General features: G+C 67.8%; 33 protein-coding genes. 17 read left to right on the forward strand and 16 right to left on the reverse strand.

Features of this window, described 5'->3' with window-relative positions; all coding sequences use genetic code 11:
• Positions 1–84 precede the first annotated feature (84 nt).
• The 14 genes from STBA_RS19050 to STBA_RS19110 all read left to right on the forward strand — a co-directional run bounded on the left by STBA_RS19050 (position 85) and on the right by STBA_RS19110 (position 7,277).
• The gene (locus STBA_RS19050) at positions 85–375 is read left to right on the forward strand and encodes a hypothetical protein (RefSeq protein ID WP_077060398.1); all 291 of its coding nucleotides are present in this window, start codon (positions 85–87) and stop codon (positions 373–375) included.
• Positions 375–977 carry a hypothetical protein gene (locus tag STBA_RS19055; protein WP_077060399.1) on the forward strand — a complete coding sequence of 201 codons (603 nt, stop codon included), beginning with the start codon at positions 375–377 and terminating at the stop codon, positions 975–977. The genes STBA_RS19050 and STBA_RS19055 overlap by 1 nt, the downstream gene beginning before the upstream one ends.
• Positions 977–1,708 carry a hypothetical protein gene (locus STBA_RS19060; RefSeq protein WP_077060400.1) on the forward strand — a complete coding sequence of 244 codons (732 nt, stop codon included), beginning with the start codon at positions 977–979 and terminating at the stop codon, positions 1,706–1,708. Before STBA_RS19055 ends, STBA_RS19060 begins: the two co-directional genes overlap by 1 nt.
• Positions 1,705–2,082: a hypothetical protein gene (locus STBA_RS19065; RefSeq protein WP_077060401.1), complete on the forward strand. Its 378-nt coding sequence runs from the start codon at positions 1,705–1,707 to the stop codon at positions 2,080–2,082. The genes STBA_RS19060 and STBA_RS19065 overlap by 4 nt, the downstream gene beginning before the upstream one ends.
• Positions 2,072–2,872, forward strand: a complete 801-nt coding sequence (locus STBA_RS19070) for a hypothetical protein (RefSeq protein ID WP_253194828.1) — start codon at positions 2,072–2,074, stop codon at positions 2,870–2,872. The genes STBA_RS19065 and STBA_RS19070 overlap by 11 nt, the downstream gene beginning before the upstream one ends.
• The gene (locus STBA_RS19075) at positions 2,865–3,353 is read left to right on the forward strand and encodes a hypothetical protein (RefSeq protein ID WP_077060402.1); all 489 of its coding nucleotides are present in this window, start codon (positions 2,865–2,867) and stop codon (positions 3,351–3,353) included. Before STBA_RS19070 ends, STBA_RS19075 begins: the two co-directional genes overlap by 8 nt.
• A gap of 171 nt (positions 3,354–3,524) precedes the next feature.
• Positions 3,525–3,683 (forward strand): hypothetical protein, encoded by a 159-nt coding sequence (locus tag STBA_RS37845; RefSeq protein ID WP_171987732.1) that lies wholly within the window; start codon positions 3,525–3,527, stop codon positions 3,681–3,683.
• A 292-nt stretch (positions 3,684–3,975) separates the two neighbouring features.
• Entirely contained in the window at positions 3,976–4,395 is a 420-nt protein-coding gene (locus STBA_RS19080) for a hypothetical protein (RefSeq protein ID WP_077060403.1), read from the forward strand.
• Between the two features lie 76 nt (positions 4,396–4,471).
• Positions 4,472–4,786, forward strand: coding sequence for a hypothetical protein (locus STBA_RS19085; protein WP_077060404.1), 315 nt, complete (start codon positions 4,472–4,474; stop codon positions 4,784–4,786).
• Between the two features lie 110 nt (positions 4,787–4,896).
• Positions 4,897–5,160, forward strand: a complete 264-nt coding sequence (locus STBA_RS19090; protein WP_143659514.1) for a hypothetical protein — start codon at positions 4,897–4,899, stop codon at positions 5,158–5,160.
• Positions 5,160–5,615, forward strand: a complete 456-nt coding sequence (locus STBA_RS19095; RefSeq protein WP_077060406.1) for a hypothetical protein — start codon at positions 5,160–5,162, stop codon at positions 5,613–5,615. The genes STBA_RS19090 and STBA_RS19095 overlap by 1 nt, the downstream gene beginning before the upstream one ends.
• A gap of 63 nt (positions 5,616–5,678) precedes the next feature.
• Positions 5,679–5,948 carry a hypothetical protein gene (locus STBA_RS19100; RefSeq protein ID WP_077060407.1) on the forward strand — a complete coding sequence of 90 codons (270 nt, stop codon included), beginning with the start codon at positions 5,679–5,681 and terminating at the stop codon, positions 5,946–5,948.
• 171 nt (positions 5,949–6,119) lie between these two features.
• Positions 6,120–6,884: a hypothetical protein gene (locus tag STBA_RS19105; RefSeq protein ID WP_077060408.1), complete on the forward strand. Its 765-nt coding sequence runs from the start codon at positions 6,120–6,122 to the stop codon at positions 6,882–6,884.
• Between the two features lie 162 nt (positions 6,885–7,046).
• Positions 7,047–7,277 carry a hypothetical protein gene (locus STBA_RS19110; protein WP_077060409.1) on the forward strand — a complete coding sequence of 77 codons (231 nt, stop codon included), beginning with the start codon at positions 7,047–7,049 and terminating at the stop codon, positions 7,275–7,277.
• A gap of 168 nt (positions 7,278–7,445) precedes the next feature.
• On the opposite strand, the gene STBA_RS19115 is transcribed toward STBA_RS19110, so the two are convergent.
• The 8 genes from STBA_RS19115 to STBA_RS19145 all read right to left on the reverse strand — a co-directional run bounded on the left by STBA_RS19115 (position 7,446) and on the right by STBA_RS19145 (position 12,829).
• A complete protein-coding gene (locus tag STBA_RS19115; protein WP_077060410.1) occupies positions 7,446–7,769 on the reverse strand; it encodes a MazG-like family protein in 324 nt (107 codons plus the stop codon).
• Between the two features lie 25 nt (positions 7,770–7,794).
• Positions 7,795–8,112: a hypothetical protein gene (locus STBA_RS19120; protein ID WP_077060411.1), complete on the reverse strand. Its 318-nt coding sequence runs from the start codon at positions 8,110–8,112 to the stop codon at positions 7,795–7,797.
• 309 nt (positions 8,113–8,421) lie between these two features.
• Complete coding sequence (locus STBA_RS19125) at positions 8,422–9,315, reverse strand: hypothetical protein (RefSeq protein ID WP_143659515.1); 894 nt, start codon at positions 9,313–9,315, stop codon at positions 8,422–8,424.
• A 97-nt stretch (positions 9,316–9,412) separates the two neighbouring features.
• Entirely contained in the window at positions 9,413–9,592 is a 180-nt protein-coding gene (locus tag STBA_RS37225; RefSeq protein WP_143659516.1) for a hypothetical protein, read from the reverse strand.
• 167 nt (positions 9,593–9,759) lie between these two features.
• Positions 9,760–10,128: a hypothetical protein gene (locus tag STBA_RS37230; protein ID WP_143659517.1), complete on the reverse strand. Its 369-nt coding sequence runs from the start codon at positions 10,126–10,128 to the stop codon at positions 9,760–9,762.
• 154 nt (positions 10,129–10,282) lie between these two features.
• The gene (locus STBA_RS19135) at positions 10,283–10,744 is read right to left on the reverse strand and encodes a hypothetical protein (RefSeq protein ID WP_077060414.1); all 462 of its coding nucleotides are present in this window, start codon (positions 10,742–10,744) and stop codon (positions 10,283–10,285) included.
• A 462-nt stretch (positions 10,745–11,206) separates the two neighbouring features.
• Positions 11,207–11,728: an NUDIX hydrolase gene (locus STBA_RS36615; RefSeq protein WP_077060415.1), complete on the reverse strand. Its 522-nt coding sequence runs from the start codon at positions 11,726–11,728 to the stop codon at positions 11,207–11,209.
• Positions 11,729–12,022: 294 nt separating this feature from the next.
• Positions 12,023–12,829 (reverse strand): ATP-binding protein, encoded by an 807-nt coding sequence (locus STBA_RS19145; RefSeq protein ID WP_077060416.1) that lies wholly within the window; start codon positions 12,827–12,829, stop codon positions 12,023–12,025.
• Between the two features lie 273 nt (positions 12,830–13,102).
• On the opposite strand from STBA_RS19145, the gene STBA_RS19150 reads away from it, so the two are divergent.
• The 3 genes from STBA_RS19150 to STBA_RS19160 all read left to right on the forward strand — a co-directional run bounded on the left by STBA_RS19150 (position 13,103) and on the right by STBA_RS19160 (position 14,831).
• Positions 13,103–13,969 carry a helix-turn-helix transcriptional regulator gene (locus STBA_RS19150; protein ID WP_077060417.1) on the forward strand — a complete coding sequence of 289 codons (867 nt, stop codon included), beginning with the start codon at positions 13,103–13,105 and terminating at the stop codon, positions 13,967–13,969.
• Complete coding sequence (locus STBA_RS19155) at positions 13,966–14,187, forward strand: DUF397 domain-containing protein (RefSeq protein WP_077060418.1); 222 nt, start codon at positions 13,966–13,968, stop codon at positions 14,185–14,187. The genes STBA_RS19150 and STBA_RS19155 overlap by 4 nt, the downstream gene beginning before the upstream one ends.
• Positions 14,188–14,381: 194 nt before the next feature.
• Entirely contained in the window at positions 14,382–14,831 is a 450-nt protein-coding gene (locus STBA_RS19160) for a GntR family transcriptional regulator (protein WP_077060419.1), read from the forward strand.
• 274 nt (positions 14,832–15,105) lie between these two features.
• Here the strand turns inward: STBA_RS19160 and STBA_RS19165 are convergent, their stop codons facing one another.
• Genes STBA_RS19165 through STBA_RS19200 form a run of 8 tightly spaced genes read right to left on the reverse strand, consistent with a single transcriptional unit; the run spans position 15,106 to position 25,638 of the window.
• Positions 15,106–15,915 (reverse strand): phage antirepressor KilAC domain-containing protein, encoded by an 810-nt coding sequence (locus tag STBA_RS19165; RefSeq protein ID WP_253195249.1) that lies wholly within the window; start codon positions 15,913–15,915, stop codon positions 15,106–15,108.
• Between the two features lie 42 nt (positions 15,916–15,957).
• The gene (locus STBA_RS19170) at positions 15,958–17,034 is read right to left on the reverse strand and encodes an SMP-30/gluconolactonase/LRE family protein (protein ID WP_077060421.1); all 1,077 of its coding nucleotides are present in this window, start codon (positions 17,032–17,034) and stop codon (positions 15,958–15,960) included.
• A gap of 46 nt (positions 17,035–17,080) precedes the next feature.
• Entirely contained in the window at positions 17,081–18,163 is a 1,083-nt protein-coding gene (locus STBA_RS19175) for an N-acetylmuramoyl-L-alanine amidase (RefSeq protein ID WP_077060422.1), read from the reverse strand.
• A gap of 5 nt (positions 18,164–18,168) precedes the next feature.
• Complete coding sequence (locus STBA_RS19180) at positions 18,169–20,040, reverse strand: hypothetical protein (protein WP_077060423.1); 1,872 nt, start codon at positions 20,038–20,040, stop codon at positions 18,169–18,171.
• Positions 20,041–20,043: 3 nt separating this feature from the next.
• Positions 20,044–20,280 carry a hypothetical protein gene (locus tag STBA_RS19185; RefSeq protein WP_077060424.1) on the reverse strand — a complete coding sequence of 79 codons (237 nt, stop codon included), beginning with the start codon at positions 20,278–20,280 and terminating at the stop codon, positions 20,044–20,046.
• Between the two features lies 1 nt (position 20,281).
• Complete coding sequence (locus STBA_RS19190; protein ID WP_077060425.1) at positions 20,282–21,418, reverse strand: hypothetical protein; 1,137 nt, start codon at positions 21,416–21,418, stop codon at positions 20,282–20,284.
• A 7-nt stretch (positions 21,419–21,425) separates the two neighbouring features.
• Positions 21,426–22,661 carry a hypothetical protein gene (locus tag STBA_RS19195; RefSeq protein WP_077060426.1) on the reverse strand — a complete coding sequence of 412 codons (1,236 nt, stop codon included), beginning with the start codon at positions 22,659–22,661 and terminating at the stop codon, positions 21,426–21,428.
• Position 22,662: 1 nt separating this feature from the next.
• Positions 22,663–25,638 (reverse strand): hypothetical protein, encoded by a 2,976-nt coding sequence (locus STBA_RS19200; RefSeq protein WP_077060427.1) that lies wholly within the window; start codon positions 25,636–25,638, stop codon positions 22,663–22,665.
• Positions 25,639–25,802 lie beyond the last annotated feature (164 nt).

The raw sequence follows: 25,802 nt of genomic DNA on the forward strand, positions 1-25,802 counted from the left end.
CGGCAGGCAGCCCGGGAACCGCTGGAGCCCCGGGCCTCCCAACCATGCCCATCCATGAGCACCAGCGACTGACAAGGAGTAACCGTGATCGTCTCCTTCGAGACCCCGACCGAACCCGTACCGAAAGACGAGAAGACCCTGGAGCAGTTCGCGGCGGCGCTGAGCGCGGCACCGGGACAGTGGGCGCTGCTGGGCCAGTACATCGGGACGCCCGGCGGCGGACGTTCATACGCATGGTCGATCAGCCGGGGCACGCCTGAGCTCCCGGGCCGAGCGTTCGGCCCCGGGTTCGAGGTGGAGACGCGGACGATGCTGGGTGAGCAACGCGTCTACGTCCGCTTCTCTCCCGACAGCCAGCCTCCGCAGGAGTCCTGATGGGAACCCGGGGCTTCATCACCCTCGCCGTCGACGGTGAGAACAAGACCACCTACAACCAATGGGACAGCTACCCGGAGGGTCTCGGCCTGACCGTCGTGTCCTGGGCACGCGAAGCCGCCAAGGACCTGGACGCCGTCCGCAAGGCCGTCACCGCCCTGCGTGTGGTCACCGAGGACGACTCGCCAACCGACGAGGACATCGAGAGGCTGCGCCGGTTCGCCGACTTCGAGGTGGACCGGAGCGCCTGGAACGGCGAGACGTACGTCCCGCGCGAGCGGCCGTCCTGGTACCAGCTGCTCCGTCGCACGCAGGGCGACCCGGCAGCGATGATCCGCGCAGGAGTCATCGAGAGCGCGGACGAGTTTCCCGCCGACTCACTGTTCGCCGAGTGGGGATACGTCGTCGACCTCACCGCCGAGACGTTCGAGGTCTACCAGGGCTTCCAGACCCGGCGGCACCGGCAGGGCCGCTTCGCGGACATGACGCCGGAGCGCGACGGCTACTACCCCGTGCGGCTGGTGAAGTCATGGCTGCTGGCCGAGCTGCCCGGCGACAAGGACTTCGCCGCCGAGGCCGAGTGTGCCGGGGAGGTCTACTGATGGCCACCCACGACCAGCCCGACCCCATCACCCCGCTGCCCCAGGTCACCCGCCTGGAGACCATGCTCAACAGCCGCCGCGCGCGGCAGCGCGTCACCCTCGCCGACTTGGAAGACGCCGTCACCGTCGCCCGGGAGCTGGCCGCGCGGCTGGCGGAGACCGAGGAGACTACTGCTCGGTGGGCGCAGTACCTCGCCCCCACCCGCGAAGCCCTTGGTGCCCGGGACTGGCCCAGCCTCCCCGAGACCGCGCGTGCTCTGGCCGCCGAGCAGGACCAGCTGCGCGCCCGCGTCGCCGAGCTGGAGCACCAGCCCTCCCGACCGCCCGTGTGCGGTCGGGAGGGCGCCACAGGGCGCCCGTGCCCCGACCACGCACCAAGCGCCGACGTCATCGAGTTGACGTGGCGGGCGCAGGACGTCGAGATCGGGGACGACGACAGCGCCGATCTGATGCTCACCACCGAGGACGGTCGCCCGGCGATCCTGCGGCTCGACCCCGACCAGCGCCGCGCGCTGCTGGACGACCTCGCCAACGCCGGGACCGTCACCGAGTACGGCGTGCGCTTTCCCACCCGTGATCCGGATTTCGTGGTATCGGCCGACCGCGCCACGGCCGAGCGGGACATCGCCCGCGCCGCCCGACATGGCCTCCGTGCCGAGCTGGTCGTTCGCATCGTCCGGTACGGCGACTGGCAGTCCGCAGATGTCGAGGACGGAGGCGACGACCAGTGAGCATGCAGACTGCACTCCCGTCGCCTGCGGTGCTGGCCGAGGTGTACCGCGCCGCCGCCCAGCTCATCGCCGAGCGCGGGCTGTTCAGGGGCGGATTCAGCAGCATAGCGCGGAGCCCTGAGGAGCGGTGCTACTGCACGGTCGCCGCGATCCGCGTCGCCGCAGGCGTGGCTCCAGACGACGATGGCCACCCGGTCGCCGAGGCGGCGATCCGCCGCCTGGCGCCCATGGTCGATCCGGCAGTGATCAACTCCGATCCCGTCGAGCGTGTGGCGGCCTGGAACGACCGCCCCGAGCGCACCACGTGCGAGGTCGTCGCCACGCTGAACGCAGCTGCTGAGGACGCCGAGGGTGATGGACGCCATGGGCAGTGAGCCGACCATGCAGGTGCCGTCGGAGGTCATCGTCGCCGCGTTGCGGGACGCCTGGCGCGAGCCGGGAGCTGGCCAGCCGCTCTACGGCTCCGGCCCGCCGCTGCGGCCCATCGCCGAGAGCGAGGAGGACCAACTCATCCCGAGCGGGGGGAGCAGCCCGCTGTGGGAGATCGTGCGCTGGATGCCGGCCGAGCCGGACGGCCAGGCGCTGAGCCCCACGTCCCTGTCGGAGGCGTTCGCCCGGCCCCTCGCGTTTCGCCTGGACGTCCTGGGCGCCTCCCGGCACGCTCTGGCCACGCGCTTCACCTGGTCGATCATCTCACCGGGAGACGTGGCCTGGGTGGTCGCCCAGCTCGAAGGCCGGGCGGTCGTGGAGATCGGCGCGGGCACAGGCTACTGGGCCTGGCAACTTCAGCAGGCCGGAGTGGACGTGGCCGCCTACGACCCGCACTCGCCCGGCGAGGATAACCGTTACTGCACGGCCGGCCCGTACACGACTGTCCTGGTTGAAGACGCGTCGGCCGTGAAACGCCACCCAGACCGGGCGCTGCTGATGGTGTGGCCGCCCCTCGGTGGCGAGCACGCCCGCCACGCCCTATCCGTGTACGAGGGCGACCTGCTGCTCTACGCGGGCGAGGGACTTGGCGGATGCACGGCCGACGACGCCTTCTACAAGATGCTGAACGCCGAGTGGGAGCTGACGTCGGTCGCCCCCCGGCACGTGACGTGGTCGGGAATTCACTGCGAACTGGCCGCCTACCGGCGCAAGCGGGGTGAACACCGTGGCTGAGCCCCACCGAAAGGCGAGGGAAGACGGCCGGGCCGGGGCCGTGGAGGAACTGCTGGCCGCCGCAGGACTGCTGCGGCGCCGGGCGACCGAGGCGACGAACGGGCCGTGGTGGCGTCCGTTGGACACTCGGCACAAGGACATCGTGCTCGCCCCGCTTCCGGATGGCGAGCGCGGCACATGGACGGACGGCGTTGACCCGGCCACCGGCCTTCGCGAGTCGTGTGTCGTCGTGAAGGTGCCGACCTGGTCCACCGGGCGGCACTCCCGGTCCCGATCAGGCCGCGACCTGGAGTACATAGCGCTGATGGACCCCGAGGTCGGGCAGGGGGTGGCAGCGCTGTTGGAGCTGGCCGCATCCGAGGCCCAGGGCGACTTCGATAACGACCCGAAGATGACGGAGAAGGACCTGGCGGAGCGGTATGCCGGGCCGCTGACCGTTGCCCACCTGCTGCTGGGGGACAACCGGAGGACGATGCCGTGACGTTCCGGCCCTGGCCTCGGTCGAAGTCACCGGACGACGAGACGTTCACCGACGTCGGAGCCGCTCAAGAGACCTCTGGCACCGGCTGCCCGATCCTCTCCTCCACGCTTCACACCTTCCGCTTGACACGCGGACGACGCCCCGCACCCCTATCGCTTGAAGGAATCAGCCATGCGTCAGTTCTTCCTCGGCTTGCTGCTGGGCGCCCTTTCCGGCGGCATCACCTATGGCGGCACCAGCGACGGCCAGATGGCCGCGATCATCGGACTCATTGTCGCCATCCTGTGCTGGTTCGGCGGCGTCGCAGCCGTGATCTTCTTCGACGACTAGCCCTGCTGCTCGACGCCTCCAACTCCGGCTACGCCCCCTTCCCGCGGTCAGCGATGCCCGGAGTGGCGCTTCCCCGGCTTCACGGTCTGCGGGCGGCCAGCAAGACGACCACCAGCCCCGTGATCGGACGACTTCGCTGCCCGCCCGTTGGCCGCAGCGCCTGTTCCGCCGTCCGACCGCGTCTCAACCGCAACCCTTGTGCAGTCGCCCAAAGGTCCAGATCGGGCAGGCCCCCACCCCTGATTTAAGCGTGTTGACAAACGGTTTTCTGCATTCGTAAAATGGGATTGTGATGAGCCACGAAACCGACTACACCCAGCTCCGCGCCGTGCAGTTCGAGCAGGACGGCGACCGCCACACCGTTTACGCGTCCGTCCATGACCTTGAGCGCCGGAGCGAGCCCGAGCTCTTCGGAGGCGAACGCCGGGGCCTGTACGCCCGACTCCACGTCTCGACGCAGCCCGGAGAGCGCCCCACCGTGCGCCACATGTCCAGGCTGGTAGGCGAGCAAGCCTGGGTCGTCGACGGCGAGTTCGCCCCGAACGGTTTCCCGCGCCACAACAACGGCTTCGGCGCCCGCTACCTGCGCACCCACGGCCTTGTGGTCGAACTCGACAAGCTGCTGAACAACGCCGTCCTCGCCCAGGAACTCGCCGTCGAGATCGGCATCGACACCCCACTCGTCCTGGACGACGAGAGCCCCGAGGACTGAGCCCACGGCGCGGAGAACGCCCGTCCCGCCACCTCTCCGCGCCTCTTCGGCGGGAACGAACCCTCAAGGAGTCTCCATGAGCAGAACCCTCGTCGGCACCCGGTTCACCACCGGCTGCGGTCACTCCTGGAAGCGCCGCCACCCCAAGTGGACAGCTGGGGAGCTGCGCGGAGCCAGCACCGACTGCAACTACTGCGGAGTGCTACTCCTCATCGTCATCCCCGACGACATGCCGGACCACCTCTACCCCGCCAACGTCCACTGTCCCTTGTTCCACGCCCAGTTGGCGAAGGAGACGGATGGCCTGTGGCCCGCCGACGGTGCCGGCACCTTCTCCGTGGGCTTCTCGCCGACCCCCGAGCCCGACCAACCAGCGGACGGCCAGGCGTAGAGAGCCCTTATCAGGCCCTCCAGTTGAGGGCCACCGACCCCAGTGGTCGCGACCTCCCCATCTCTCCCCAGGGCGCCGCCGTGGGCGTCCCCACCATCTTGGACACGACCATGAGTGATTACGCACAGGCCAGGCTGCCGTACGTGTACACCGACAGGGATGGCGACACCATCGAGATCGGCTCCGTGCTTGCCAGCTCTTCCGCGGGCGACAGACCGGTCGTCTCCGTCACCGTCGCGGGAGTCGGGGGCGTCGCAGGCAACGGCCGCCGCGCGGTCGCGTACATCGAACTGGCCGATCTCGAAGCCGTCATCACAGCGCAGCGCGAGGCCGCCAAGGCCGCCGACAAGCTGACTTCGGGGGAGGTGTCTTGATGCTGTACGTGATGAGGTGCCCGTGCTGCGGCGACCCGCTGGCCGTCACCGAGGAGCAGCGGCACACCGCGACGAGTCTGCTGATCGACCCGGAGACCGGCCTTCCCCCGGACGTCGACCCGGAGACCGGGGCGCAGGTCAAGCCCCATCCCGAAGCGGTGAGGCGATCGAAGCGTCGCCCCATCTGCGCCTCGTGCCTGGAGCAGTTCATCTTCGAGGGACACGTCACCTGGAAGGTGCGCCTGCCCGGCGAGCCCGAGGCGATCGGCCACGCGTGGGGGGAACCGCTGACCGATGCTTCCGGCAAACCGCTGGCCACGCAGTGCCCATTTCCCGCGTGCAGCAAGGTCGTGGAGGTCATCAACGGCCGCATCGAGAAGCACACCATGACACCCAGTCTGTCGGATGTCTGCCCGTGCTCGGAGGCCATGGTGGTCTTCAGTGATCCAGCTTGAGGATCGGATCACTCATCGTGCTCCGTCATCCCAAGACCCGCTGTCCGTCGCGAAGGAGACCTCGTGCTTCCCGTGCTGGCAATCGTCGAGGCTTCGTGGGCCTTCGGCATGGTCGTGCTGGCGTGGCATCTGCGACGCGCCGCTCGCGACCCCGACTTCCTCGCAGCGATGAACCGTTACAGCCGGGAGGAGATCGCGCTCATCATGACCGTCGCCTGCGCCGCGTGGCCGCTGCTCCTCATTCAGCTGGCCATCAATCGGGTTCTCAACCGCCGCGATCGCCGTCGCCGTCGTCGGGACAGCGACCGTGGAAAGCCGCCTCCGACAGCCTGACGTCCGGGAAGCTCCACAACGGTCCTCCCCAGCGCCCGGCCCCAATTCCCCGACAGAGAAATGCTGTAGCTGCCTCACTGACCAGCAACGTAACGAAGTTCACCACGCCCGACATCGGCACCAGCAGAATTGAAGCCGAGTCGCGACCAGAATAGTCACAGGATGATGGGAATGAGTGCACTAAACTTGCTCGTGGTGGATTGGGACTTCTTCTTTCCCAATCCCACACTGAGTGCCGACCTCGGACACAACGCTGTCCTGTACCTCTGGGATCATTCGGAAGCCCCGATATTCCAGACAGCAGTCGTGTGGGCGCCACGCGCTGCCGCCTTCCAGCGGAATGGACTGGAACTTCCCATGACCGAGGGGTGGGAGAACTTCTGGAGAAGGTTCCATTTCTCGGAAGGGGTGACGGTGCTCTACGGGGACAGCAACCTACATGCGGGACGCATCTTTCCGACAACGTTCGGATGGGACCAACCGGCATGGGGCACGGTATCGCTGTGGGATGCGCACCACGACTGCGGATACAAGCGCACCATCTCGTTTGAAGAATGGCAGGCGCGGGGTGTTTTGAGCTGTGAGGACTGGATGCTCGCTCATTACGGCCGGGGCAGCACGCTGGAAGTGATCTATCCGGAATGGCGTAAGCGGGTGGGCACAGTAGAGCCTGAGCCGCTGGTGCCTGTTGACAGGCGCGTGGACGACGGCACGACCATCGACCGCCCCTACCACGCCGTGTACGTGTGCCGTTCCGGAGCATGGGTGCCGCCATGGTGCGATGACCAGTTTTCGCAGTTCATCGAGGGCGCGCCGGATTCGTGGCCCACAGAGATACCGGGCAATGAGTGGGTGCACCCGCGTCCGGATGTGCTCCAGGAGGCACGCCAGCAGATCAGGAACTGGGAGCAGTTGCAGGAGCGGCTGGGGGAGTAGGGACTCCCGTGTCGCGCCGGCGGACGTCGTCTCCTCCGGCCTGATGACGATGGCGAAGGCGCGCGACGACCTTCACCAGCTTCACTGCCCTGCCCCACGAGAAGACACGACAACGGGCCTATACCGTTCGATCGAACACGCTTCAAGGGAATGAGCTGAACTATGTCCGTACACAACAGCGCCAGCGGCAACATCACCGGTCTCATCCAGGGCGGGGACTTCGGGTCGATCACTTTCGGGTCCGGTGGCCCCGCAGTCGACGGCGAACAGATGCTGAGCATCAGCGCTCAGACACGAGACACCATCGTCGGCCTGCTCGACCGCCTCGCCTCCCTCGACCCGGAGACGGCCGCGGAGGCCCGGCAGACCGCCGAGCAGCTGCGAGGTCTCTGAGCTCGCAAACTCGGGCCATACGCCGTCGCGCGCTCCTTCCACCAGAGAGCTGAGTTGGGTTCGAGCGTTGAGCGTGGCCGGGGGACCTCGGACGGCGTGGCCAGTGCGTGATTCGCAAGCAGAACAGCGGACCGAGGAGATCGCGGCGACCAGCGACCAACTCCGGGTTCAGATGGTTGGTGTCAGGTCGCGGGCGGAGATCTTCTCCAGGTGTGCGGCGAAGGTCTGGCGGGCTTCAGGGGAAAGGCGGGCGAGGGTGACCATGGCTGTGATGATCACGTCGCATACCTCGGCTTCGACGTCTTGCCAGGTGTGAGTGTGCCCCTTGCGGGGGTTCTGACCGGTCGCTCCGAAGACTGCTTCGGCGACTTCTCCGGCTTCCTCCGTGATCTTGAGGATCTGGAGGAGGCGGCGCTGCTCTGCCGGGAGTGCGCTGCTGTGGTGTTCCAAGCGGGCGGCGAGGCGTTCGATTACGTCCCAGGTGTCGTGCATGGGGTGCTCCGATTCGAGGTGAGGCTCAGCGGGCGCCTTCGGCGCAGGTGACGTGTAGGGCGAGGGCGGAGTGGTCGGTCAGGCCCAGTTCCCGAGGCCGGTGGAGGTAGCCGCAGGACAGCAGCCGGGAGTGATGGGCGGTGGCGAGGAAAGCGTGGTCGAAACGGTAGCCGTTGCCGCCGCGGCCGAACCAGGAGTGTTCGACGGTCTGGGGATGGAGGTGGCAGTAGGCGTCGGTCAGTCCGGCTGCGGCGAAGGAGCGGTAGAAGTCGTACTCCCACGTGCCGAAGACGGGGTAACGGGGGGCATGGTCGGGTTCGAGGATGTTGAGGTCGTCGGCCACGATGGCGCCTGCGCCAGTCAGGAACGGTGGTAACGCTGGAGAGATGGGCGGTCAGCCCTGCCCGGTGGCCCGGTCGGCAAAGTCCGCGGTGGATGAACCCCACGGCTGCCGAGGCGAGCCCGGACCTGTCCGGCGCGTCGATCACGAAGGCCACCAGGTCCGGATCTCGCTGGAAGAGGCGCCGGGAGAGGTCGTTGCCCAGAGTCGAGCGCCACCCTTCGTCGACCACCCGGCCAGCGCCGACTTCCACGTGCAGTCGTATCAGCTCGCCAACGTCCCCGAGAATCGCTCGGCGCGGCGCTGGCTTGCTCACCAGGCGTTCCTCTTTTCCTTCAACACCAGCTCGCCGAGCTCCTCCGCCAACTCACGGGCGGAGGGCCGAGCATCCGGCTGGAATGCCAGCGCCCTGCGCAGCACCGCGCCGAAGTCGTCCCAGCCGAACGAACCGATTGCGTAGCGTGCCTGCCCGGAGGCGACCACCTCGCGCTTCGCCAAGAGATCACCCGGCGCGGGATCGACACCGGCTGCCTCGTAATCCACCGGCCACATCTCGGTCCAGCACCGCCACAGCGTCCCTCCCAGCGCGTACACGTCGGCCTGGGGTGTCGGTGTGGTCGGCTGGCCATCCAGCAGTTGCTGGGAGATCTCCGGTGCTTCCAGGTGCACGAGCATCCCCGTGTACGGGAGCCGTACGTCTTCGGGGAGAGCGTCGCCAGGGCCGTGGGCCAGGGCAAGGTCCAGGAGCCGTGACCGTTCGGCTGTGCGGATGACGTGCTCGGGCTGGAGGTCCCCGTGCGCCCATCCCTCCTGGTGGAGAGAAGCGAGCGCGCTGGCGGCGGAGGCTGCTGCCTGGAGCGAGTGGAGTCGCGCGGCACGGAGGAGCGGATTGTGGCGGACGCCAGCGAAATCCTCCCACAGAGAGGGGCCATGCCACCACGGCGTGGCCATCCAGGAGCCGCCGTCCGGCAGACGCCCGGCGCCCAGCACCCTGCCTGCGGTCTCTCCGATGGCGTGAATCACCGCCGCCTCCCGTGCTGGCAGCACGGCCCCCTCGCCATCGGGGGCTGCGGCCTTCACCGCCACCGTGACTCCGTTGATCACCTGCACACGCCACACCTGCGCGCCACGCCGGTTGGTCACTTCCTCGGCGTTGATCAAGGGACCGAAGTGCTTTCGGAGAGCGTTCGTCAGGTCATTCTGCATTCCTGTCGTCCAATCGTTCTGCGCGGCTGATGGGAACTGTTACGGCTGCTCTGCCGTGGCAGCCGCTCCGGTGCTGCCGTTCGGGCGTGGCGGCGCCTTAAGAAGATGGCGGGTCACCCGGCCGAGGCGGGGTCTTGGCCTTGTACTCCTGGGCGGCTTGGCCGTAGACCTGCTGGCCCAGGGCGCGCAGCGTGGGGTCTGACGAGTCAGCCAGCTCGGCAGCGGCGTCCAGGACCTCTTCGAGCTCTTCGTCGCTGGCGCCTGGTGTGGCGGTCATGCTGTGGTTGGATCCTTCGCTTACGGTCGGTGAGGGAGCTGTCCGGACCAGGCGCGCACGGCCGGTCACGGGGTCGGCGTCGGGTGTCAGGCCCGGCACGGTCGTCCAGACCGACCGGCCATCGTCGCGCGCCGTCGAGACCGCGCGCGCCAGCTCGGGCGTGCCGGTCAGGAGGTCCGGGTCGCGTGCGGGGATCGCGGCGCGGACGGCGAGGATCCGCGTGGGGGGCGGCGCCACTCGGCTGCCGTCCCGGCATCGGAACTCCGTGGGGGAAACTTCCTGAAGAGCACGCCGATAGGGGTGTAGAGGCGCTTGAGTGCGCAGTGGGGCCAGGACAGGACGGCGGCCTGGCGGGCGCGACTGTTGTCCCATTCGAGCGCGATGACCTCGAACGGCAGGCGATGCCCGGCCTTCACCTGGTTGCGTACCCTTTCTGCGGCCTCGGCTCCCGCGGCGAACAGGGCGGTCTCGACCTCGACGGCGTGGGCCGCTGACGGCATGCGGTAGCGGGTCCACCAGGTCTGACCTGATGCCATGGCCTGACCGAGATTCGGGCAGGCGTGGGCGACCGCCGCCGCGTACCGCGTGAGGCCGACTTCGACGGGGTCTTGGGTTCGAATGTCGGGCAGGGGCGGTACCCCGGCAGCCGGGAGGCCTGCCGGGGTACCGCGGTGTGCTGCGTGATGCTCATCAGGAAGAGCCGCCGGAGGAACGGGGCGAGTACTGGAGGCCGTCCGGGTCCCGACGCAGCGTGGGCACACCGCTGTCATCGCCGTCCGGCTTCTGAGGCGAGCAGTCCCAGCTGGTTGCGATGTTCCCGGTGTAGCGGTAGGTGTCCAGCGTTCCCTGGTCGACGACTCCCTCAGCATCGGCGAACCAGATGTCCGGAAGTGCGCCGAACTGCTTCTCGTAGGCAGCGATCCAGTTCACCGGGCCCTCGCCGGCGAGTTCCACGTGCTGGATGGAAGCGCCGGCGTGCGTCCGGCAGAAGGCCTCGTACTGCTCGGGGTGGTCCAGCATCCGATGCCACGCGACATCGATGAAGCCGGAGAACATCGGCATCTCGCTGTTCGACGGCTGGCTGCGGGTGAGGTGGAAGAACCGGCCCAGCTCGGCCAGGGCCTCGTCCTCGGTGAAGGAAGGGCGTTCCATGAGTAGGGTCATTCGGGCGATATCTCCTAGATAGCGTTGTTGCGGTTGGTGCTCCCCTCCGCGCGTCGAGGACGTCACGGAAGGGCAGTACCGTCCGCTGCCGGTCGCATTTCTGCCGGCCGACGGCGGACGGAGCAGTTGCCGGGACAGAGGAGCGGTTCAGACGGGCCGTCTGGATGTGCTCCTGTGCCCCGGATGCGTGAACGGCGGCTCAGTGTGCGCCGGCCGCCATCGCGTGAGAACGGCTGGACGGCGAGTGGCGGTGCCCCCTCCGGGCCGGGAGCAGGGGCTCACCGGCCCGGAGGGGGGTGCAGGCCCGCACCGAAAGGGGGTGTGCGGGCCGGGCCGTCCCTCCTTGAAGGGGGTGAACAGGGAGGGACGGCGCTCTCCCGCCCGGTGCCGGCTGGGGCCGTTTGCGCCGGGACCGCTCCGGAGCCGGGGCGGGAAGCGACGAGGCTGAGTTCACCCGGAGGGGGTGGTCCGTCTCCAGGCCGAGGTCACGATGGACGGTGGGTTACCAGTGAGGCAGGGCGCGGGATACTCCCCGTCCCGGACGGCTGCGGCGGCGCGGATGTGCCATGCCATATACGGCTCCGCCTGTTCGGTCAGTTCGTCCTTGGTGAGCCAGAGATGGGAATGCGCTCCCGCTCCCAGTGCGATATCCGTGGTGTCCCGTTCGACGGGGCCGCCGTCGAACACGATGGTGACGCCGTCGTGCGCACTCCCGCTCTCGCTGGGCATTTCGTGCACGACGAGCATCTTTCCGGGCGTGATCGTCAGGCCGGTCATCGTCAGACACGTCTGCTGGCAAGCCTTGTGGAAAGGGTCGTGGGCGTCGACGGGGCCGCCAGGCAGCCCAAGCACCCGCCGATCGCCGAACTCCTGCTCCACCAGCAGGACACGGCGCTTATCAGAGCTGTAGATCAGAGCTTGTGTGTATATCTGCCGACCGGGAGAATCGGCGAATTCGTGCACGACGTTCACGGGTGATTCCCTTCGTTCCGTGGCTGCGCTGGATCGACGACATCGGAACCTTCAGGACCGAAAATTTTGGCCAACAACTCCTCCTCCCGGCCGAGAGGAGTCGAGGTGGCATGTCTCACGGCAACGTCGAGGGCAAGACGGTTCATGGCTCCCTCGAGGTAGCCCGGCTGCGCTGTACGTTCGCGGACGCTCCGGTGGATGCGCCGTCGTTTCCGGCTCAACAGCCGTACCGTCAGCGACTGGCCCTTGAGACACCACCACCGGTGGCAGGCGCCGAGCCAGGTACGAGCCCTCCTAAGCACAGCTCGCCACCACCCTCGGGTACGTCGACGTCAGCGGAACCGGACGGGCGACGAACTCGTAGATTGCTTCGGCGCCTTCGGCCACGCAGCTCACCAGTTCTCCGCGGCGCAGTCGCTCCAGCGTCCCGGAGCTGCCAGCCTCGGTGCTGATCCACTCGTGTAGGGCATCTGCGGCTAGCGGGTCTTGGTCTTCGAGGTCGATGGCGACCTGACCTGCACGGGCGACGAGCGTGCCCAAGGCCACCGCAGGGTCGTCGGTACACCAATCGCCAAGAGCCAGCAGACGAGATCCGTCGTTCTGCTTCCAGAAGTACGCCACGGATTCGATGCGGTAGAGGGCTCTCGCGTATGCCCCTTCGATGGGTCCCGAGGGGTTGGCTTTGACTTGGAACCAGACGGTCTTCCCGGTTCCGAAGTGTCGGGGATCGTTGAACCAGTCGAGGGTGCTGACGGCGCTCTTGAGCATCCACAAGCCTCGTCCGGAGGTAGCCGTCCAGTCGTCCGGCTCCTTGATCACCGGCAAGGTCGAGCAGGGGTCGGTCACGCGAACGAAGACCGCAGCGCCGACCTCCCGCAACTCCAGGACGCAGTGCCGATCGCCCGCGTGGCGCAGCACATTGGTGAGCAACTCGGACACCCCCAACACCACGTCGTTCCTGACGTGCTCGTCGAATCCCCATTCGTCGACGGCAACGGCGGCCTCGTGACGCCAGCGCTGGAGGTCCCGACCCTCCGGCAGTAACTGAATGTCCCAGCAGCGGAACGGCGTGCACCTCTGGATCGGTTCAGCTACGGCCATGGGGGTCCTCCGGCTGGGAGAGCAGGGTGCCGCCGACTCAGGGCGAAACGCCTGCTCACCCGAGACGTGAGGAGACGTCAACTCGCTTGAGCCAGCCGCCGCATGACCGAGAAGGCAGTACGGCAGCTTGATTCGTAGGCTGCCATGAGGGAACGTTGTCCGCAAGTGGCTGTACGCCAACTGTTGTTCGAAGCGAGATGGACTGAAGTCGGGAGGTTCCTGATGGAAGAGGTTCCCGAGGGCGGTAAGCTACCCGCGAAGGGAGGAGCTGCCATGACGGACGCACAGCCCAACCTCCACAGGAGGCGTCTCGGTCTACAGCTGAGGTCGCTACGCAAGGCAACCGGGATGTCGCTGGACGAGGCTGCCGAGAAGCTGGATCTTCCTGGCAAGCCGTCGCTCAGCCGCATTGAGAACGGCAAGCAGCGGGTGCAGCCGACGGCGATCTTCGGTTTCTTCGAGGTCTACGAGCTGGAGGACGAAGGGCGGCGTCAGTACATCAGGCAACTGGCGAAGCTCGCCGCCTCCGGCAAGCGGAGCAACCTCATCAACGAGTACCGACACGCCATCCCAGATCCCTTCGCCGAGTACCTCGACCTTGAGGAACTGGCAACCAAGAGCGAGACGTTCGCCTTCCTCATCCCCGGCCTCCTCCAGACGGAGGCGTACGCCCACGCCGTCGTCGAGAGCAGTCGCGGCTGGCAGCACCAGCGGGAGATCGCCAGCTTCGTCGAGCTACGCATGGCTCGGCAGAAGGTCCTGAGGAGACAGGAACCCCTCCATCTGTGGTGCATTCTTGAAGAGGCCGCGCTTATGCGGCGCGTTGGTGGGAATGCCCTCATGAAGGAGCAACTACAGCATCTACTCAACGTGACCGAGGAGCTCGGTCACGTTCATGTTCAGGTGCTGCTCTTTGATCACGGGGCCCACACTGGGATGGATGGGAGCTTCCATCTCCTACACTTCCCAGCGGGCCCACCCGTCGCTGTGGTCGAGCCGATGACAACCTCTCTCTACCTGGAGGAAGACAAGCACTTGGCGCGCTACGAGACGGGGTTCAACCACCTGCGGGGCGAAGCCCTTCCCGCCAAGGCGGCTCGGGACTACATCAACAGAGTGATCAAGGAACGCTACACATGATCAAGAAGGTCGACCTCACCAACGCGGTCTGGGCCAAGAGCGCCCGAAGCAACGGCGGCACCAACTGCTTGGAGGTCGCATTTGTCGACGGAGTCGTCGCCCTGCGTGACTCCAAGGACGTCGGTGACCCCAATGCCACGGTGCTGTTCATCTCGGAAGACGACTACCGCGCCTACATCGGAGGAGTCCAGGACGGTCAGAGGGACCTCCTGCCCTGACCTTGACGACGAGGCGTCCCCGTAGCCCTCTGCCAGGCACTCCCGGCAGAGGGCTGCCCATGTCCGGCCGGCGCTCGCTGCGACCGACCGGCAGGCGCACGATGAGGCATAGTCGGAGGGCGGTACCGGGTACCCGTTACCGCTCCTGAGGAGCCAGAGAAGGGACCGCGCTCGTCCCGGGCAGAGGAGAGTGGATGCCACAGGACAGCCCGCGGGGAACATATCTTCAAGTCGCCGAGTCCATCCGCACGCGGATCGTCGAAGATCCTCATCTCGTTGACCTCCCGCCGGTCAGCAGGTTGATGGAAGACCACGGGGTATCGCGGAGCTTGGTTACGCGTGCGCTGAAGAGCCTCCAGCGCGACGGCGTCGTCACATCCATTCAGGGCGCCGGCTGGCGCGTTGTCCGAAGCGAAGACGACGCGCGCCCCTTGGTGGACCGCATCCGTGCGGTCTTCGCTGAGGACTCCCTGGGGATCGGAGATACCTTCCCCAGCGAGGCGCAGCTGTGTGCGCGATTCGGACGCTCGCGCACGGCCATCCGCTCAGCCCTTGCCGAGCTTGAGGGTACCGGGCTGCTTGAGCGGGTCCCCGGAAAGCCGCGAACTGTGCGCGTCGTGCCCGAGGAGCAGACCGGCCCGTAGCCTTGAGCGGCATGGGACTCACCGCCTCGGCGTGTCCGCTGGCCGAATCACTGCTTGCCGAAGCGCTCCCCGGGCCGCTGGGCTCATTGCCTTGGCGTGGCGGAGCGGGCCTGCACTCTCGCTCCCGTCCGCGGCGAGGATGTCGATCTGGCCGCGACTCGACCGGCAACGAAGCTGGCGCGCGCCTCCGCCAGCAGCGGCTCGGAGCACACCCGAACCACCGCAAGTACGTTCTTCCTGACCGCCGATTCGGGTGGGGGTGCGGGGTACCCGGTCAGCGGAGGATGGCGAGCTGGTGCGGCGGCGGCGTTGGGGAGCTGACGTACCCGGCCGCGTACAGCCGCCGCCAGATCAACGCCTCTCCCTTGGGAGTGACGTAGGTGGTCGAGCGGGCCTGCGGAGGCCGGTCAGGATGGGTCTCGATGACGAAGGTCTTCAGCTCGAAGTGCCCTCTGCGGACGTGGTCTGCGTACGGCTCGTTCTTACGGGTCCCGGAAGGTATGAGCAGCCCCTCGGCGTAGAGGAACTGCCGTAGCGCTCGCTCCTGGATGCCGAACCGCTTGGCGACGGAACCCACCAGAGCCAGCCCGGCAGCGTCGAGGGTCTGCCGGGCTCGGGCTGCGTCCGGGGCAAGTTCGGCGGCGCGCTGCTCTGCGGCGTCGGCGCGGTCTCGTTCGGTCTTCGCGATCTCGATCGCGCGGGCGGTCAGCTGGGTCTGCCGCTCCAGCTCGGCCAGCGGGTCGCCCAGCGCTGGGGCTGCCTCGTATCGGCCCGTCCGGCGGATGGAGGGGATGACCTCCTCGGCGATCCAGTCCTGGAAGCGCTCGGCGGCCGACAGGTTGCTGCGCATCACCAGCCGGTACACGCCTGACTCCGAGACGATCTTCCGGTTAGGGTTACCCGGGGTTCCGTCAGGAATCGTGACGGAACTCTTCATCCGGTCCGGGAGCTGGCCCACGGCCATCCGGCCGTTGGCGTACCCAAGGATGTCAGTCACGTCGGAGGCGACGAACCAGGGTTCATCGTCGATGAGGAGCGTGCGCACCCGCGCGCCGTCGAAGCTGAACGGGATCATGTTGGTCATGGCGATCACGTCCCTTGGTCGTAGTGGACAGCGGCGGGTGTTTCAGATGGGCCGGCCATCTGCTGCTGAGCCCGTCGAGGCTGGGTCGGCACGCCTGATGCGGGGCCGGAACAGTCGCTTGCCGCGTTCGTGCACGGTGACCGAGAAGATCACCTGATGAGCGGCCGGTCCTCCGAGGAACGCCTGGTTGGTGATGAGGAGCTGGTTGTCGTGGAAGGCGACGCCACCGAGGAGGTCGAAGGGGACCTGCGGCTCCTCGTTGTCCTGGGAGGCGGCCGGCAGGCGGGTGATCTCCCGGCCGTCGCGGCTGAGTACGAGCAGCGTGCTGGCGACGGCGAGTGCGACGTAGACGGTGCCGCTGCGGCTGACGGCGAACCCGTCCGGGGTCTCGCCAGGGCCGCCTTCCCAGAACAGGCGCCGCTGTCCGGGCCGGCCGTCACGCCCGATGTCCAGGGTGTACAGACGTCCTCGGGCGTTCGCGAGCTCGTCGGGGTCCTGGAGGTCGTGGGCGGACTCGGCGAGCAGCAGGGTGCGGCCGTGGTCGAGGAAGCGGACGGTGTTGGGGCCGAACAGCGAGTCCATGTCGGAGGCGGTGTACCAGACTTCTCCGGTGCCGCCGCCGGGAGGCACACGCCAGATCAGGGCCTGGGTGAGGTCGCCGATGTACAGGTTGCCGTCGGGGTCGAACGCGAGGTTGATCGGCGCGGCCGGCCGGTCGGCCGTCGCGGCGGAGCATCCGGCGTCTCGAGCGTCGCCTTCGCACAGCGGTACGTCGGGGAGTTCCGCGTACGTCGTCTGCTCGCCGGTGCGGGGGTCGAGGGTGATGACCCGCGACGGCGACTGGTCGACGGCGTAGAGAATGCCGTCATGGTCGAGCGCCAGACCTGATATCCCTTGAACGGGGTGGATTTGACCTTTCACCGTGAAGTCGGCGGTGATGTCGCCGTGGCGGTTGTAGGCGTAGATGTGTGAGGCGACGTCGGGTTGGTTGGTGATGTCGCGGTGCGTTGCGACATAGATGGTGTCTCGATCGACCGCGATTCCGAGGGGGTGCCCAGGGAAGGGCACCTCAGCCCAGACCTCGACCTGGAACGCGGGATGGTGCGGAGAGCAGTGCATGAGATTCTCCTGTGATTCTCAGGCCCGTTGCCGTGTCCGAGCGAGATCAGGTTGTCCAGTAGAGGATCTCGGCCCGGCCCCAAGTGATCGTGACCGGTTCCACATCGCCCGGTAGAAGAACCTCACAGACGAGACGGTCGTCCCGAGAACCACCGATGTGGGCTGGCCAGTTGTGAACGAAGTGGCCGTCCCCGCCAGAGTGCACAGGCGAGCTGATAGGCATCCGTGCGCCCTGGTGCCATCCGTCGTCGTCGCGGTAGTTGTGGCCAAAGCGCATCTGGATCTCCTGGCCTTCGGTCATCCCAGCAACTCGGATAGCAAAGGCTCCGGTGTAAGAGGCCGGTCCGTGGAGGACCGTCTGCTCGGGGTGCTTTTCTTGCCACTCGCCTTCTCGATAGACTCGGTCGAAGGTGAGGGTGTGCCACGCGCCTGGCCGAATGGTCTGCACGTGTTGGGCAGTAGTGCTGTAAATAGCCCGCTCGGGCATATCCTCTTCCTCCTCGTTCGGATTCCAACTTGAGGGGTGCTTGAGCCGTTCGATGACGCGGCGTCGGATATCACGCATGGAGACACCGGGTCCGCGGGGATCGATCTTGCCGGGCTGCCACTCCAGGTGACCGATCACGCTGGTGTCGCCGTCCCGGCCCCAGTGGTGAGCGCGGCAGAGGGCTGCGGAAGCGCGGACAATGGCCTCGACCTGCTCGGGAGGCCAGGGGTCCCTGTTGTCCCCGAGGTTGACGCATTCGAAGCCATAGAAATGGCGGTTGCCGTCGGTATCGGCCTCGTTGTCCGCAGGGAGTTCGCGTTCGGCGATGACTGCGGCGAGCACGTCACCATCGCCGGCTCCCGCGTGATTGGCTCGGCCGTGGCCCACCATGTGGACAGTGCCGTCCTTCGCTATGACGCCATGGCACAGCGGGCCCGGCAGGTCGGAGCGGCCTTCATAGCAGAGTTCGACGGAGGCGCCGGTGCCGGTGGTAACCGTGTGATGGATCATCACCCCGTGAACCGGGCCCCAGGACCCGACGTGATTGCGGTTATGGGTGCGCCAATTCCTGAACTCGACCACCCGCACGCCCTCGTCTCGGAGAGCGTTGATAAGCCGGTCAGTGGAAAGTGGTTCAGCCATAGTGCTTACTCTCCCGGGAGGGCCTGTAGATTGCGGACTTTACCGATGAACGGCGCGGGATTCTGGGTGGCGAAGGATTCCTCTTTCTCTACGAAGAAATAGGGGCCTCGGTACTGCGTGTCGTCGGTGGTGACGACGTACTCTGTGCCTCCGGCCAGGGTCCTCGTGAATGAGATCGATTCGGGTGTCACGGCGAGTTCATAGGTGTTCCAGAATCCGGCTGCTACGGCAGGGCTGCTGGTGTCCTCTGCGAGCGTGGTGAGAGTGGAGGTTTCGGATTCCCATTTCCCTATGCCGATAGCGCCGCTGGCGCGCTGCCATACCCGGTACATGCCCTGCGGGCCTTCCGGGAATCCAGCAGGGTTCAGGTCCGGGTTATCCGGCGGCCAGGCGTAGGGGTCGTCGTCGGATTCCGCTCCGAACAGCAGGCCCATCTTGTTGCGGGTTACCGGGTTCACCTCTTTGAACATCAGGTCGAATCTGATCCGGTAATTCTGCGGGTCCGGAAGTGGGCAGGCGCGGCCGATGAGGATCGCAGGACGGCCTTGGCTGTTGCCCCATTCGCCGGGGATGACCAGGCCAGGGCCGTCCTCGTGGAGCGGCGGGGTCGCAGGGGTGCCTTCGGTGTAGCCGCGGACGTTCGTGCCGAGGATGGCGCGGGCGTCGGTCGCGAAGGTGAGCTGGCCGGCAGCCATCCGACGGTGTGTCCAGGGGTCCTCGCCGCGGCGGTAGTCATGGCGCTCGGGGCCGCGGTAGTAGACCGGGTCCAGGCTGAAGCCGCCGCGGATGCCGAGCTGGTTCACGCGCGCGCGGTGGCTGTGGCGGGTGGCGCCCCACATCAGGACCTGGATTCCGGCGTCCCGGTACGCGGCGAACACTTCGTCGGCGTAGTAGCGGTCGAGGATCATCCATTGCGCACCGGATGCGGCCACGTCCTCCACCGGCCAGGGAAGTGCCGTTTCGCCCCAGATGGTGGGGCGCGGTGAGGCCAGTCCGGCGGTCAGCCCGGCATTGACGATCGTCGAGACGTTGATCAGCTCGGAGGCGGTGATGATGGCCCAGTCCTGAGCGCATATCTGGAGCACGCCGCGGATCGCCGCGGCGACGTTCGCGGCCTCGGAGGTCTCCGGAGCCGGGTTAATGCCGACGTGACAGTCCAGCAGTGCCACGGACTTCCCGCCCAGCCGTTGAAGGAAGGCCGGGAGCAGCATCATGTGGTAGTTCGGGGCCAGCCAGCCGTACCAGCCACCGCGTCGAGCACCGCGTTCGGAGGTGCTTACGTACGGGTCGTCCGAGCTGCCGGCGTAGACGTAGGCGGAGGCGATGGTGTCGGAGTCCAGCAGCAGCGCGGGAGCGGACTCGTAGATCGAGCACCGCCCGGAGCGAAGGATGGTGGTGTCGCCTTCCAGGATCACGCCGATGCCGTCTGCACTGGCGCAGACTGGCACCCCGGTGATGTCGATCTGGTGGGCGATGCAGTAGTCGACGCCCTGAGGGGAGTTGCCGGGGTTGTGGTATCCGGCCAGGCGATCAGCGCCGACCACATCCGGCGCGGGCGGCAGGGCAGCAATCGTCCGTACACAGGCGGCAGGGTCGCTACCACCGTCGCCGATGACCGCAAGGCCGCCGCTGGGCCCGAACGTTATCCCGCCGCCGGGTTCCAGCCGGGCCTGAAGCCGAGCGGTTCCTTCATCCCAGACGAGCCCGGGACCGGTGTGCTCCCCGACGCTCGCGGCGACGCCTTCGGTGCCGGTATGGCCCTCGTGGTTGACGCCCACGGTCCACGGGTTCAGCACCGAGCCGTTGCCGTCCCTGACCAGGGGCGGTTCGACCTCCAGGTTGCAGAAGCACCCCTGGGCACAACCGCATCTCGCCATCGGTCAGACCTCCTGTTCGTCGCAAGGGCCATCGGCGCAGCGCTGGCCGGTCTCCCGGCTCTCCCACCACGCCTGGCCAAATTGGTCATGCGTCACCCGCCACCAGCGGCCGCCCAGGCGCACGGTCATCACTGCCGCCATGGCGCCATCGCCGAGTGCGGCGCGGCCGAGCGCACGCTGCGCCGCGACGGCGGCGCGCTGAGGGCGTTGTCCGGCGCGTTGTCCGGGGGCGGCGGGCATGTCAGATCCCTTCCGGCAGCGCGGCGGTCGGCACGAGGGTCACCGCGACTTCTTCGCCGGCCGCCCCCCAGCCGACCTCGACGTCCGAGAGGGTGAAGGCGGCGGTGGTCTCCATGCAGAAGCCCTCGGTTGTAAGGTCCAGCCGTTCTCCGGCGACGAGTTGGTGGATCGACAGCGGCGCGGTGGGGGCGAGGCGGGAGCCGGTCGGTACCGAGACCACGAGCGGCGCCGGGTACCGGCCGCGCAGGGCTTCGCGCGCCATCTGCTCCAGCTCGGCCTCGCCGGCGTCGGTGGCGGAGGCAACCAGCCAGTCCAGCCGTCCGTACGGCGTGCCGATCTCGCCGGTGCCGGCGGTGGCGCCGTCGGAGATGTCGTTCGAGCGCTGGCTGGTGGCCCAGGCGTACGTCGCGGCCGCGGAGCCGTCCTTGATCACTTCGATGTCGCCGATGACGTGGTCGAGGGTGAGCCGGGTCTGTGCGCGGTCGCTCTCTCGCTTGGAGAAGCGCAGCAGGAGCGACCGGCCGCTGGTGGTGAACTCCAGTCCCCGCAGCGCGAGCTCGTGAAGAACGTCCAGGACGCTCGCGCTCCAGACCGCCGCGTTCGAGCTGCCGTCCTTCTCGAAGCGCGCGGTCGGTCCGTCATTGCGCACGATGTGCCGCAGCAGGTTCGGGTAGTCGGGAGGGTCGGAGAACGGGGAGGTGAGGTTGGCCTCGATGATGTGCTGGGCGATCCACTGCACCGGGCCGCGCCGGCGGCCTGCGGCGTCCGGCGTGTCGGTGACATAGCGCAGCAGCCAGGTGTTCTGGCAGCGCGCCAGCCAGCCGAGCATGTCCTGGGCTTCGATGACGAAGGAGCTGCGGGTCTCCCGCGGCTGCCGGGCGATCGGCCCCTGCCAGACCAGATCCAGATCCCGGTACAAGGACAGCTCATGCACCCAGGGCTCGACCTGGCCGAGTTGGGCGCAGCATTCGGCCGCGCCGGCCTTGGCGATCGTGACCTGCGCTTCCGAGATGTCGTTGACCGTTCGGGACCAGGAGAGCTCGGTGAGCGCGTCGACGGACGGTGAGACGAACGGACGGCTGCCGCCGCGCCAGTGGATGATCGCCCGGTACTCCTGCGGGCTTCCCAGGACCGGCATCAGTGCCTCACCCCATGTCCGATCGCGGGATGAGCTGGACGCGGGCGCGCGCGTCGGGGGCGACCGTGTCGGCCATAGCCATGACCTCCACGCACAGCCCGGACGGGCAGGGGAAGACCGGCCAGGTGAACGAGGTGCCTTGCGGGCCGTAGAGGGTGGGGGTGTCGGTGGCGGTGCCGACTTGAGAGGGGCATTCGACGACGGCGCGTTGCAGGCGGCCGTCTACCGTCAGGATCGAGCGGGCCGGCAGGTAGGGGATGGTGATGTGCCAGCACGCCTGGCAGGGGTCGGACACGTCGAAGCAGTCGATGCCCTGCGGGTTGGCCCAGCCGCGCAGCACCAGACGTCGGATCGCGCTGGTGCCGGTCATGACCTCGATCAACGGCACGGTCTCCAGCCATTGCGGCTGGTCGAGTACGCCCAGGGACACCACTTGCGCGCGGAAGGTGGCGACGCCGGTCGGATAGCACGCGTCGACCGGCACCGGCGGACGCGGCGGCAGCGCAGGCGGCGGGCAGTCCGGGTCCTGCGTGCAGGGAGGCGGGTCCTGGCAGTAGTCATGCACCGTGTCCGGGTCGAGATCGACCACCAGGCCCTCGCCGAGATCCACCCAGTCCGCGGAGGCGGCCAGCGGCTCACGGAAGATGAACGGACGTCCGGCGGCAAGGGCGAACGTCACGGTCGCGATCAGCCCGCCGCCAGTCAGGCGTAGGGTCGCGGTGACCTGCGGGCCGTCCAGCAACCCGACGTCATACAGATGCCGCAGCTCCGAGGTGCCGTCGATGGGGCAGGAGGCGAACACGCACATCTCGTCCCCTGCGCACGCCGTGCAGGCGCTGCCGCGCAGCGCGCTGGCCAGCCACTCCAGCCCGTAGGACAGCGCGGCGGGATCGGCGGCGACCAGGAGAACGGTGTAAGCGATCTCGCGATGTGTCCGTCGGAGAACCCCGAGGGCGGCGCCGTCGCCGACCAGCTGGGAGGGGGTGCGTTCGATCGGGTTGGTGTCGAAGCCGGCCACCGTCTGGCCGAGCACGCCGAGGAAGCCGCTGGACTCCCGGATAGCGGGGTCGAACCAGGGGGCAGGGTCCTGCCGGAGATCCCAGTACGGCATGTCGCCGACCGCAGCCGGGACCTCGGGGCATGGCTCGCAGGTGATCGGAATGCCGCTGGCGGTCGCATAGGCATGGGCTCGAGCGGAATTGATGACCTCGGTGCCGGCTAGGTCCATGTAGTCCACCAGCACGTCACACCCCTGCGGCGCGGGCGATCTGTCCCTGAAGGTGCTGCGCGAGCACCATCGGGTCGGTCATGTTCGATCGCAGGTGCCAGTGGTTGGTGATCGTCGTGGGTCCGCCCACGCCTTGTCTGGCCAGAAGCTCCAGCAGACCGGACTGCTCGGCCAGTTCGAAGGCGCGGCGGGGCCGGGTGAGAGGGATGACGACCTCGGGACCGGCCTCGCCGATCAGCGCCCGGGTGGGCGCGGTGACGATCGCGCCGGCCGCGAGACCAGGGATGAAGTCCAGCGCTCCCGAGACGGCCCCGGAGAACGCGTCAGCGAGCTGGCCTCCGATGTCCCCGATGGCGTCGAGGATCATCCCGGGCAGTTGACCGAACTCGGACACGATGTCCCCAATGAGTTCGCCGACTCCGTTGAGAACCGTGCCAGCGGCACCGGTGAAGACACCTGCGATGCGTGAGCCGACGTTCCCGATCTCATCCATGACGCCAGGGACCAGGCCGGCGAACCGGGAGATGATGTCCGCGACGAACCCGGCGACCGCACCGAGAACCATCCCGGGCAGTCCGAGGAACAGCCCGACAATGGCGGTGATCAGGTCAGGGATGATCGAGTTCCCGACCAACGTGTTATAGAGACGCTGGAAGAAACCGATGACCGATTCCACGAAGCTCGCGATCGGTTCCAGCAGACTGGTGATAGCCGACAGCAGACCGCCGAGAGCAGCGATGATCCCTTCAAGGATCGGGACAACGACGGATGTGCGCAGCCAACCCATGATCGCCGCCGTGACCTGAAGGATCGGGTTGATCAGCGCGACGACGATCTGCACCAGCGGCGTGATGGTCTCGACCAGCAGCGTGACCAGCGACGCCAGTTGCGGCAGAACCGGAATCAGCGGGTTGATCGCGACCAGCAGGAGCTGCGTCAGGGTCGGGATCAGCGGGAGGAGAGCGACCAGCAGCTCGCCCAGCGCCGGGATCAACTCCTCCGCGATCGGCGGCAGAACCGCAAGAATCAGCGGCAGCAGCTCCCCGAATGCCACGGCGAGCTGCTCGCCGAGCATCTCCGCGACCGGCCCCAGCGCGACGGCGAGGTTGTCGAACGCCTCCGCAAGAACCGGGATCACCGGCTGCAAGCTGTCGGTCAGGACGCCGATCAGCGGTTCCAGCAGCGTGATCGCCAGCAGCAGCGCGTCCGCGAGGACACCGCCGAACACCCCGGCCAGCTCGCCTACCAGGGGCAGCAGCGGCGACAACGCCGTCAAAGCGGCGCCGATGGCCTCGCCCAGCGGCTCCAGCGCTGGCCCCAGCGCATCCAGCGCCAGTGCGAGCCCTTCCGCGACCGGCGTCAGTGCCTGGAGTACCGGCCCGAGCGCCCCGCCGAGCTCGGCGATGAGCCCTTGCAGCGCCGGGCCGATGGCCTGGAAGACCGGGACCAGCGCCGGGGCCAGCGTGCCGACCTGGCGTACCAGCTCGGTGAAGATCGGGCCGAGCGCCTGCCCGACCGCGTTCAGCCCCTGGAAGAGGCCGATGAGCGCCTGCGATCCCTCGGTGCTGTTGAAGAACGCGGCCAGATGGCCGGTCAGGCTCCCCAGAACACCGAGCAGATCACCCCCTGTCGCCCCTGCCGCTTGGAAGACGCTCCGCAGAATGGAGCCGACATTTTGAAGAATCGTTCCTGCGGCTGAGAAGACATCAAGCGCTCCTCGAACCCATGCGATGGCCTGGTCACCGCTCGCGGCCGCATTGAGAAAATTCGCGAGGCGCGTATTCAGGCCGACAATGGCGTCTTGCGCATCCTGGCCGAACTCCTCCGCGATGACCTGCCCCAGGCGGAGAAAACCCTCAACAACTGGGGCGATCGAGTCAGCCAGGCCGCGAGTGGCCTGCTGCGCGCCGCTGACGATCCCCTGGATCGCATCGACGCCCTGAGCGGTGGTCAGGAAGTCCGAGACGTTCCGTGCCGCCAGGCCGAAGCTGCCGGAAATCGACGACAGCTGGGCTTCCAGCGGACCGCCCAGCGCGGCGGCGAGCTCGGTGATCTCGCCTTCGAGCTGGCTGAAGAAGGCGTCCTGAACGCTGTTGCGCAGGCCCTCGAAGGCAGGGCGCAGCGCCCGGACTTCTCGGGCGGCGCTCTGGGCGGCGGGCGAAAGCTGTTCAAGGGATTGGGTGAACTCTTCGGAGGTGCCGGTCAGGGCGGCGGAGAAGGCGTCCGAGACCCCGGACAGAGCCAGTTGCAGCGCCGCGAACGCGGCCACCGAACCGCCGAGGACGGCGGGGAAGGCGGCCAGGATACCGGCTGCCGGGGCGAGCGCGGCGGTGAACTGCACCAGCGCCGCGGCACTGGCCGCGGCCTGGGCCACCAGGATCGACAGCCCCAGGCCGCGAGTGAGCAGAGAGCCGACGTTGCCCGCAGTGCTGCCCAGCGCTGACAGCGAGCGGGTCAGGGAGTCCGCATCCGCGGTCACCGGAACCGTGACCGACGGCGGACGGTGCGCCCGGATCGCGGCGTCGAACCCGGTCAGGTCCGGGGTGACGCGGACGCTCAGCGGCGGCAACCGGTTCAGGCCGCGCTGGAGATCCAGCCAGAACTGTGCGGGTGAGTCCGGGGTGACCTGGACACTCGCCGACAGACCTGCGAGAGCACCGTCGATGGAGCTGCGCAGCGCCGCGGTGTCGGCCTGGACATCGACCGTCGCGGTGATCCCGTCCAGGGCCGTCTCGATTGACTGCCGCAGCCCAGCCGTGTCCGCCTGGACACCGACCGTTGCGCTCAGTCGGTCGAGCGAGTCCTGGATGTCGTCAGCGATCTGACGACCGGCCCGCTCACCAGTGGTCCGCAGCGCGCGGCGGATGGACGTATCCAGCGCTCTGCCGGCATCCCGCCCAGCGCTGGACAGCTCAGTCCGCAGCTCCGCGCGGAACTGCGAGGTGTCGGCGACAACGAGGACCGAGGCGCGCCCGTACGGCGGTGTGGACACCTGGCGCACCTCCGGGCAGCGCGCGCCCCGAGAAAGACGGGGGCGTGTGCCCGGCCCACCAGCCAGCGGCTACGGCCGGGAGGGTAGACGCGTGTACGGGGGCGTCAGCGGGCCTTCGACGCCGCCCCGTTCGGAGGCGCTGGCCTGCCGAGCCAGTACCTCCG

The organism is Streptomyces sp. MP131-18, assembly GCF_001984575.1.
Classification (GTDB): Bacteria; Actinomycetota; Actinomycetes; order Streptomycetales; family Streptomycetaceae; genus Streptomyces; species Streptomyces johnsoniae.

Bases quoted from the DNA above. Each gene is read 5' to 3' on its own strand.
- STBA_RS37845 (WP_171987732.1), top strand. From the start codon at position 3,525: ATGCGTCAGTTCTTCCTCGGCTTGCTGCTGGGCGCCCTTTCCGGCGGC.
- STBA_RS19135 (WP_077060414.1), bottom strand. From the start codon at position 10,744: ATGGAACGCCCTTCCTTCACCGAGGACGAGGCCCTGGCCGAGCTGGGC.
- STBA_RS19170 (WP_077060421.1), bottom strand. From the start codon at position 17,034: ATGCACTGCTCTCCGCACCATCCCGCGTTCCAGGTCGAGGTCTGGGCT.
- STBA_RS19190 (WP_077060425.1), bottom strand. From the start codon at position 21,418: ATGCCGGTCCTGGGAAGCCCGCAGGAGTACCGGGCGATCATCCACTGG.
- STBA_RS19145 (WP_077060416.1), bottom strand. From the start codon at position 12,829: ATGGCCGTAGCTGAACCGATCCAGAGGTGCACGCCGTTCCGCTGCTGG.
- STBA_RS19055 (WP_077060399.1), top strand. From the start codon at position 375: ATGGGAACCCGGGGCTTCATCACCCTCGCCGTCGACGGTGAGAACAAG.
- STBA_RS19105 (WP_077060408.1), top strand. From the start codon at position 6,120: ATGAGTGCACTAAACTTGCTCGTGGTGGATTGGGACTTCTTCTTTCCC.
- STBA_RS37230 (WP_143659517.1), bottom strand. From the start codon at position 10,128: ATGGCATCAGGTCAGACCTGGTGGACCCGCTACCGCATGCCGTCAGCG.
- STBA_RS19070 (WP_253194828.1), top strand. From the start codon at position 2,072: ATGGGCAGTGAGCCGACCATGCAGGTGCCGTCGGAGGTCATCGTCGCC.
- STBA_RS19125 (WP_143659515.1), bottom strand. From the start codon at position 9,315: ATGCAGAATGACCTGACGAACGCTCTCCGAAAGCACTTCGGTCCCTTG.
- STBA_RS19165 (WP_253195249.1), bottom strand. From the start codon at position 15,915: ATGACCAACATGATCCCGTTCAGCTTCGACGGCGCGCGGGTGCGCACG.
- STBA_RS19115 (WP_077060410.1), bottom strand. From the start codon at position 7,769: ATGCACGACACCTGGGACGTAATCGAACGCCTCGCCGCCCGCTTGGAA.
- STBA_RS19155 (WP_077060418.1), top strand. From the start codon at position 13,966: ATGATCAAGAAGGTCGACCTCACCAACGCGGTCTGGGCCAAGAGCGCC.
- STBA_RS19085 (WP_077060404.1), top strand. From the start codon at position 4,472: ATGAGCAGAACCCTCGTCGGCACCCGGTTCACCACCGGCTGCGGTCAC.
- STBA_RS19090 (WP_143659514.1), top strand. From the start codon at position 4,897: ATGAGTGATTACGCACAGGCCAGGCTGCCGTACGTGTACACCGACAGG.
- STBA_RS19175 (WP_077060422.1), bottom strand. From the start codon at position 18,163: ATGGCTGAACCACTTTCCACTGACCGGCTTATCAACGCTCTCCGAGAC.
- STBA_RS19110 (WP_077060409.1), top strand. From the start codon at position 7,047: ATGTCCGTACACAACAGCGCCAGCGGCAACATCACCGGTCTCATCCAG.
- STBA_RS19185 (WP_077060424.1), bottom strand. From the start codon at position 20,280: ATGCCCGCCGCCCCCGGACAACGCGCCGGACAACGCCCTCAGCGCGCC.
- STBA_RS19095 (WP_077060406.1), top strand. From the start codon at position 5,160: ATGCTGTACGTGATGAGGTGCCCGTGCTGCGGCGACCCGCTGGCCGTC.
- STBA_RS19080 (WP_077060403.1), top strand. From the start codon at position 3,976: ATGAGCCACGAAACCGACTACACCCAGCTCCGCGCCGTGCAGTTCGAG.
- STBA_RS37225 (WP_143659516.1), bottom strand. From the start codon at position 9,592: ATGACCGCCACACCAGGCGCCAGCGACGAAGAGCTCGAAGAGGTCCTG.
- STBA_RS19150 (WP_077060417.1), top strand. From the start codon at position 13,103: ATGACGGACGCACAGCCCAACCTCCACAGGAGGCGTCTCGGTCTACAG.
- STBA_RS19160 (WP_077060419.1), top strand. From the start codon at position 14,382: ATGCCACAGGACAGCCCGCGGGGAACATATCTTCAAGTCGCCGAGTCC.
- STBA_RS19180 (WP_077060423.1), bottom strand. From the start codon at position 20,040: ATGGCGAGATGCGGTTGTGCCCAGGGGTGCTTCTGCAACCTGGAGGTC.
- STBA_RS19060 (WP_077060400.1), top strand. From the start codon at position 977: ATGGCCACCCACGACCAGCCCGACCCCATCACCCCGCTGCCCCAGGTC.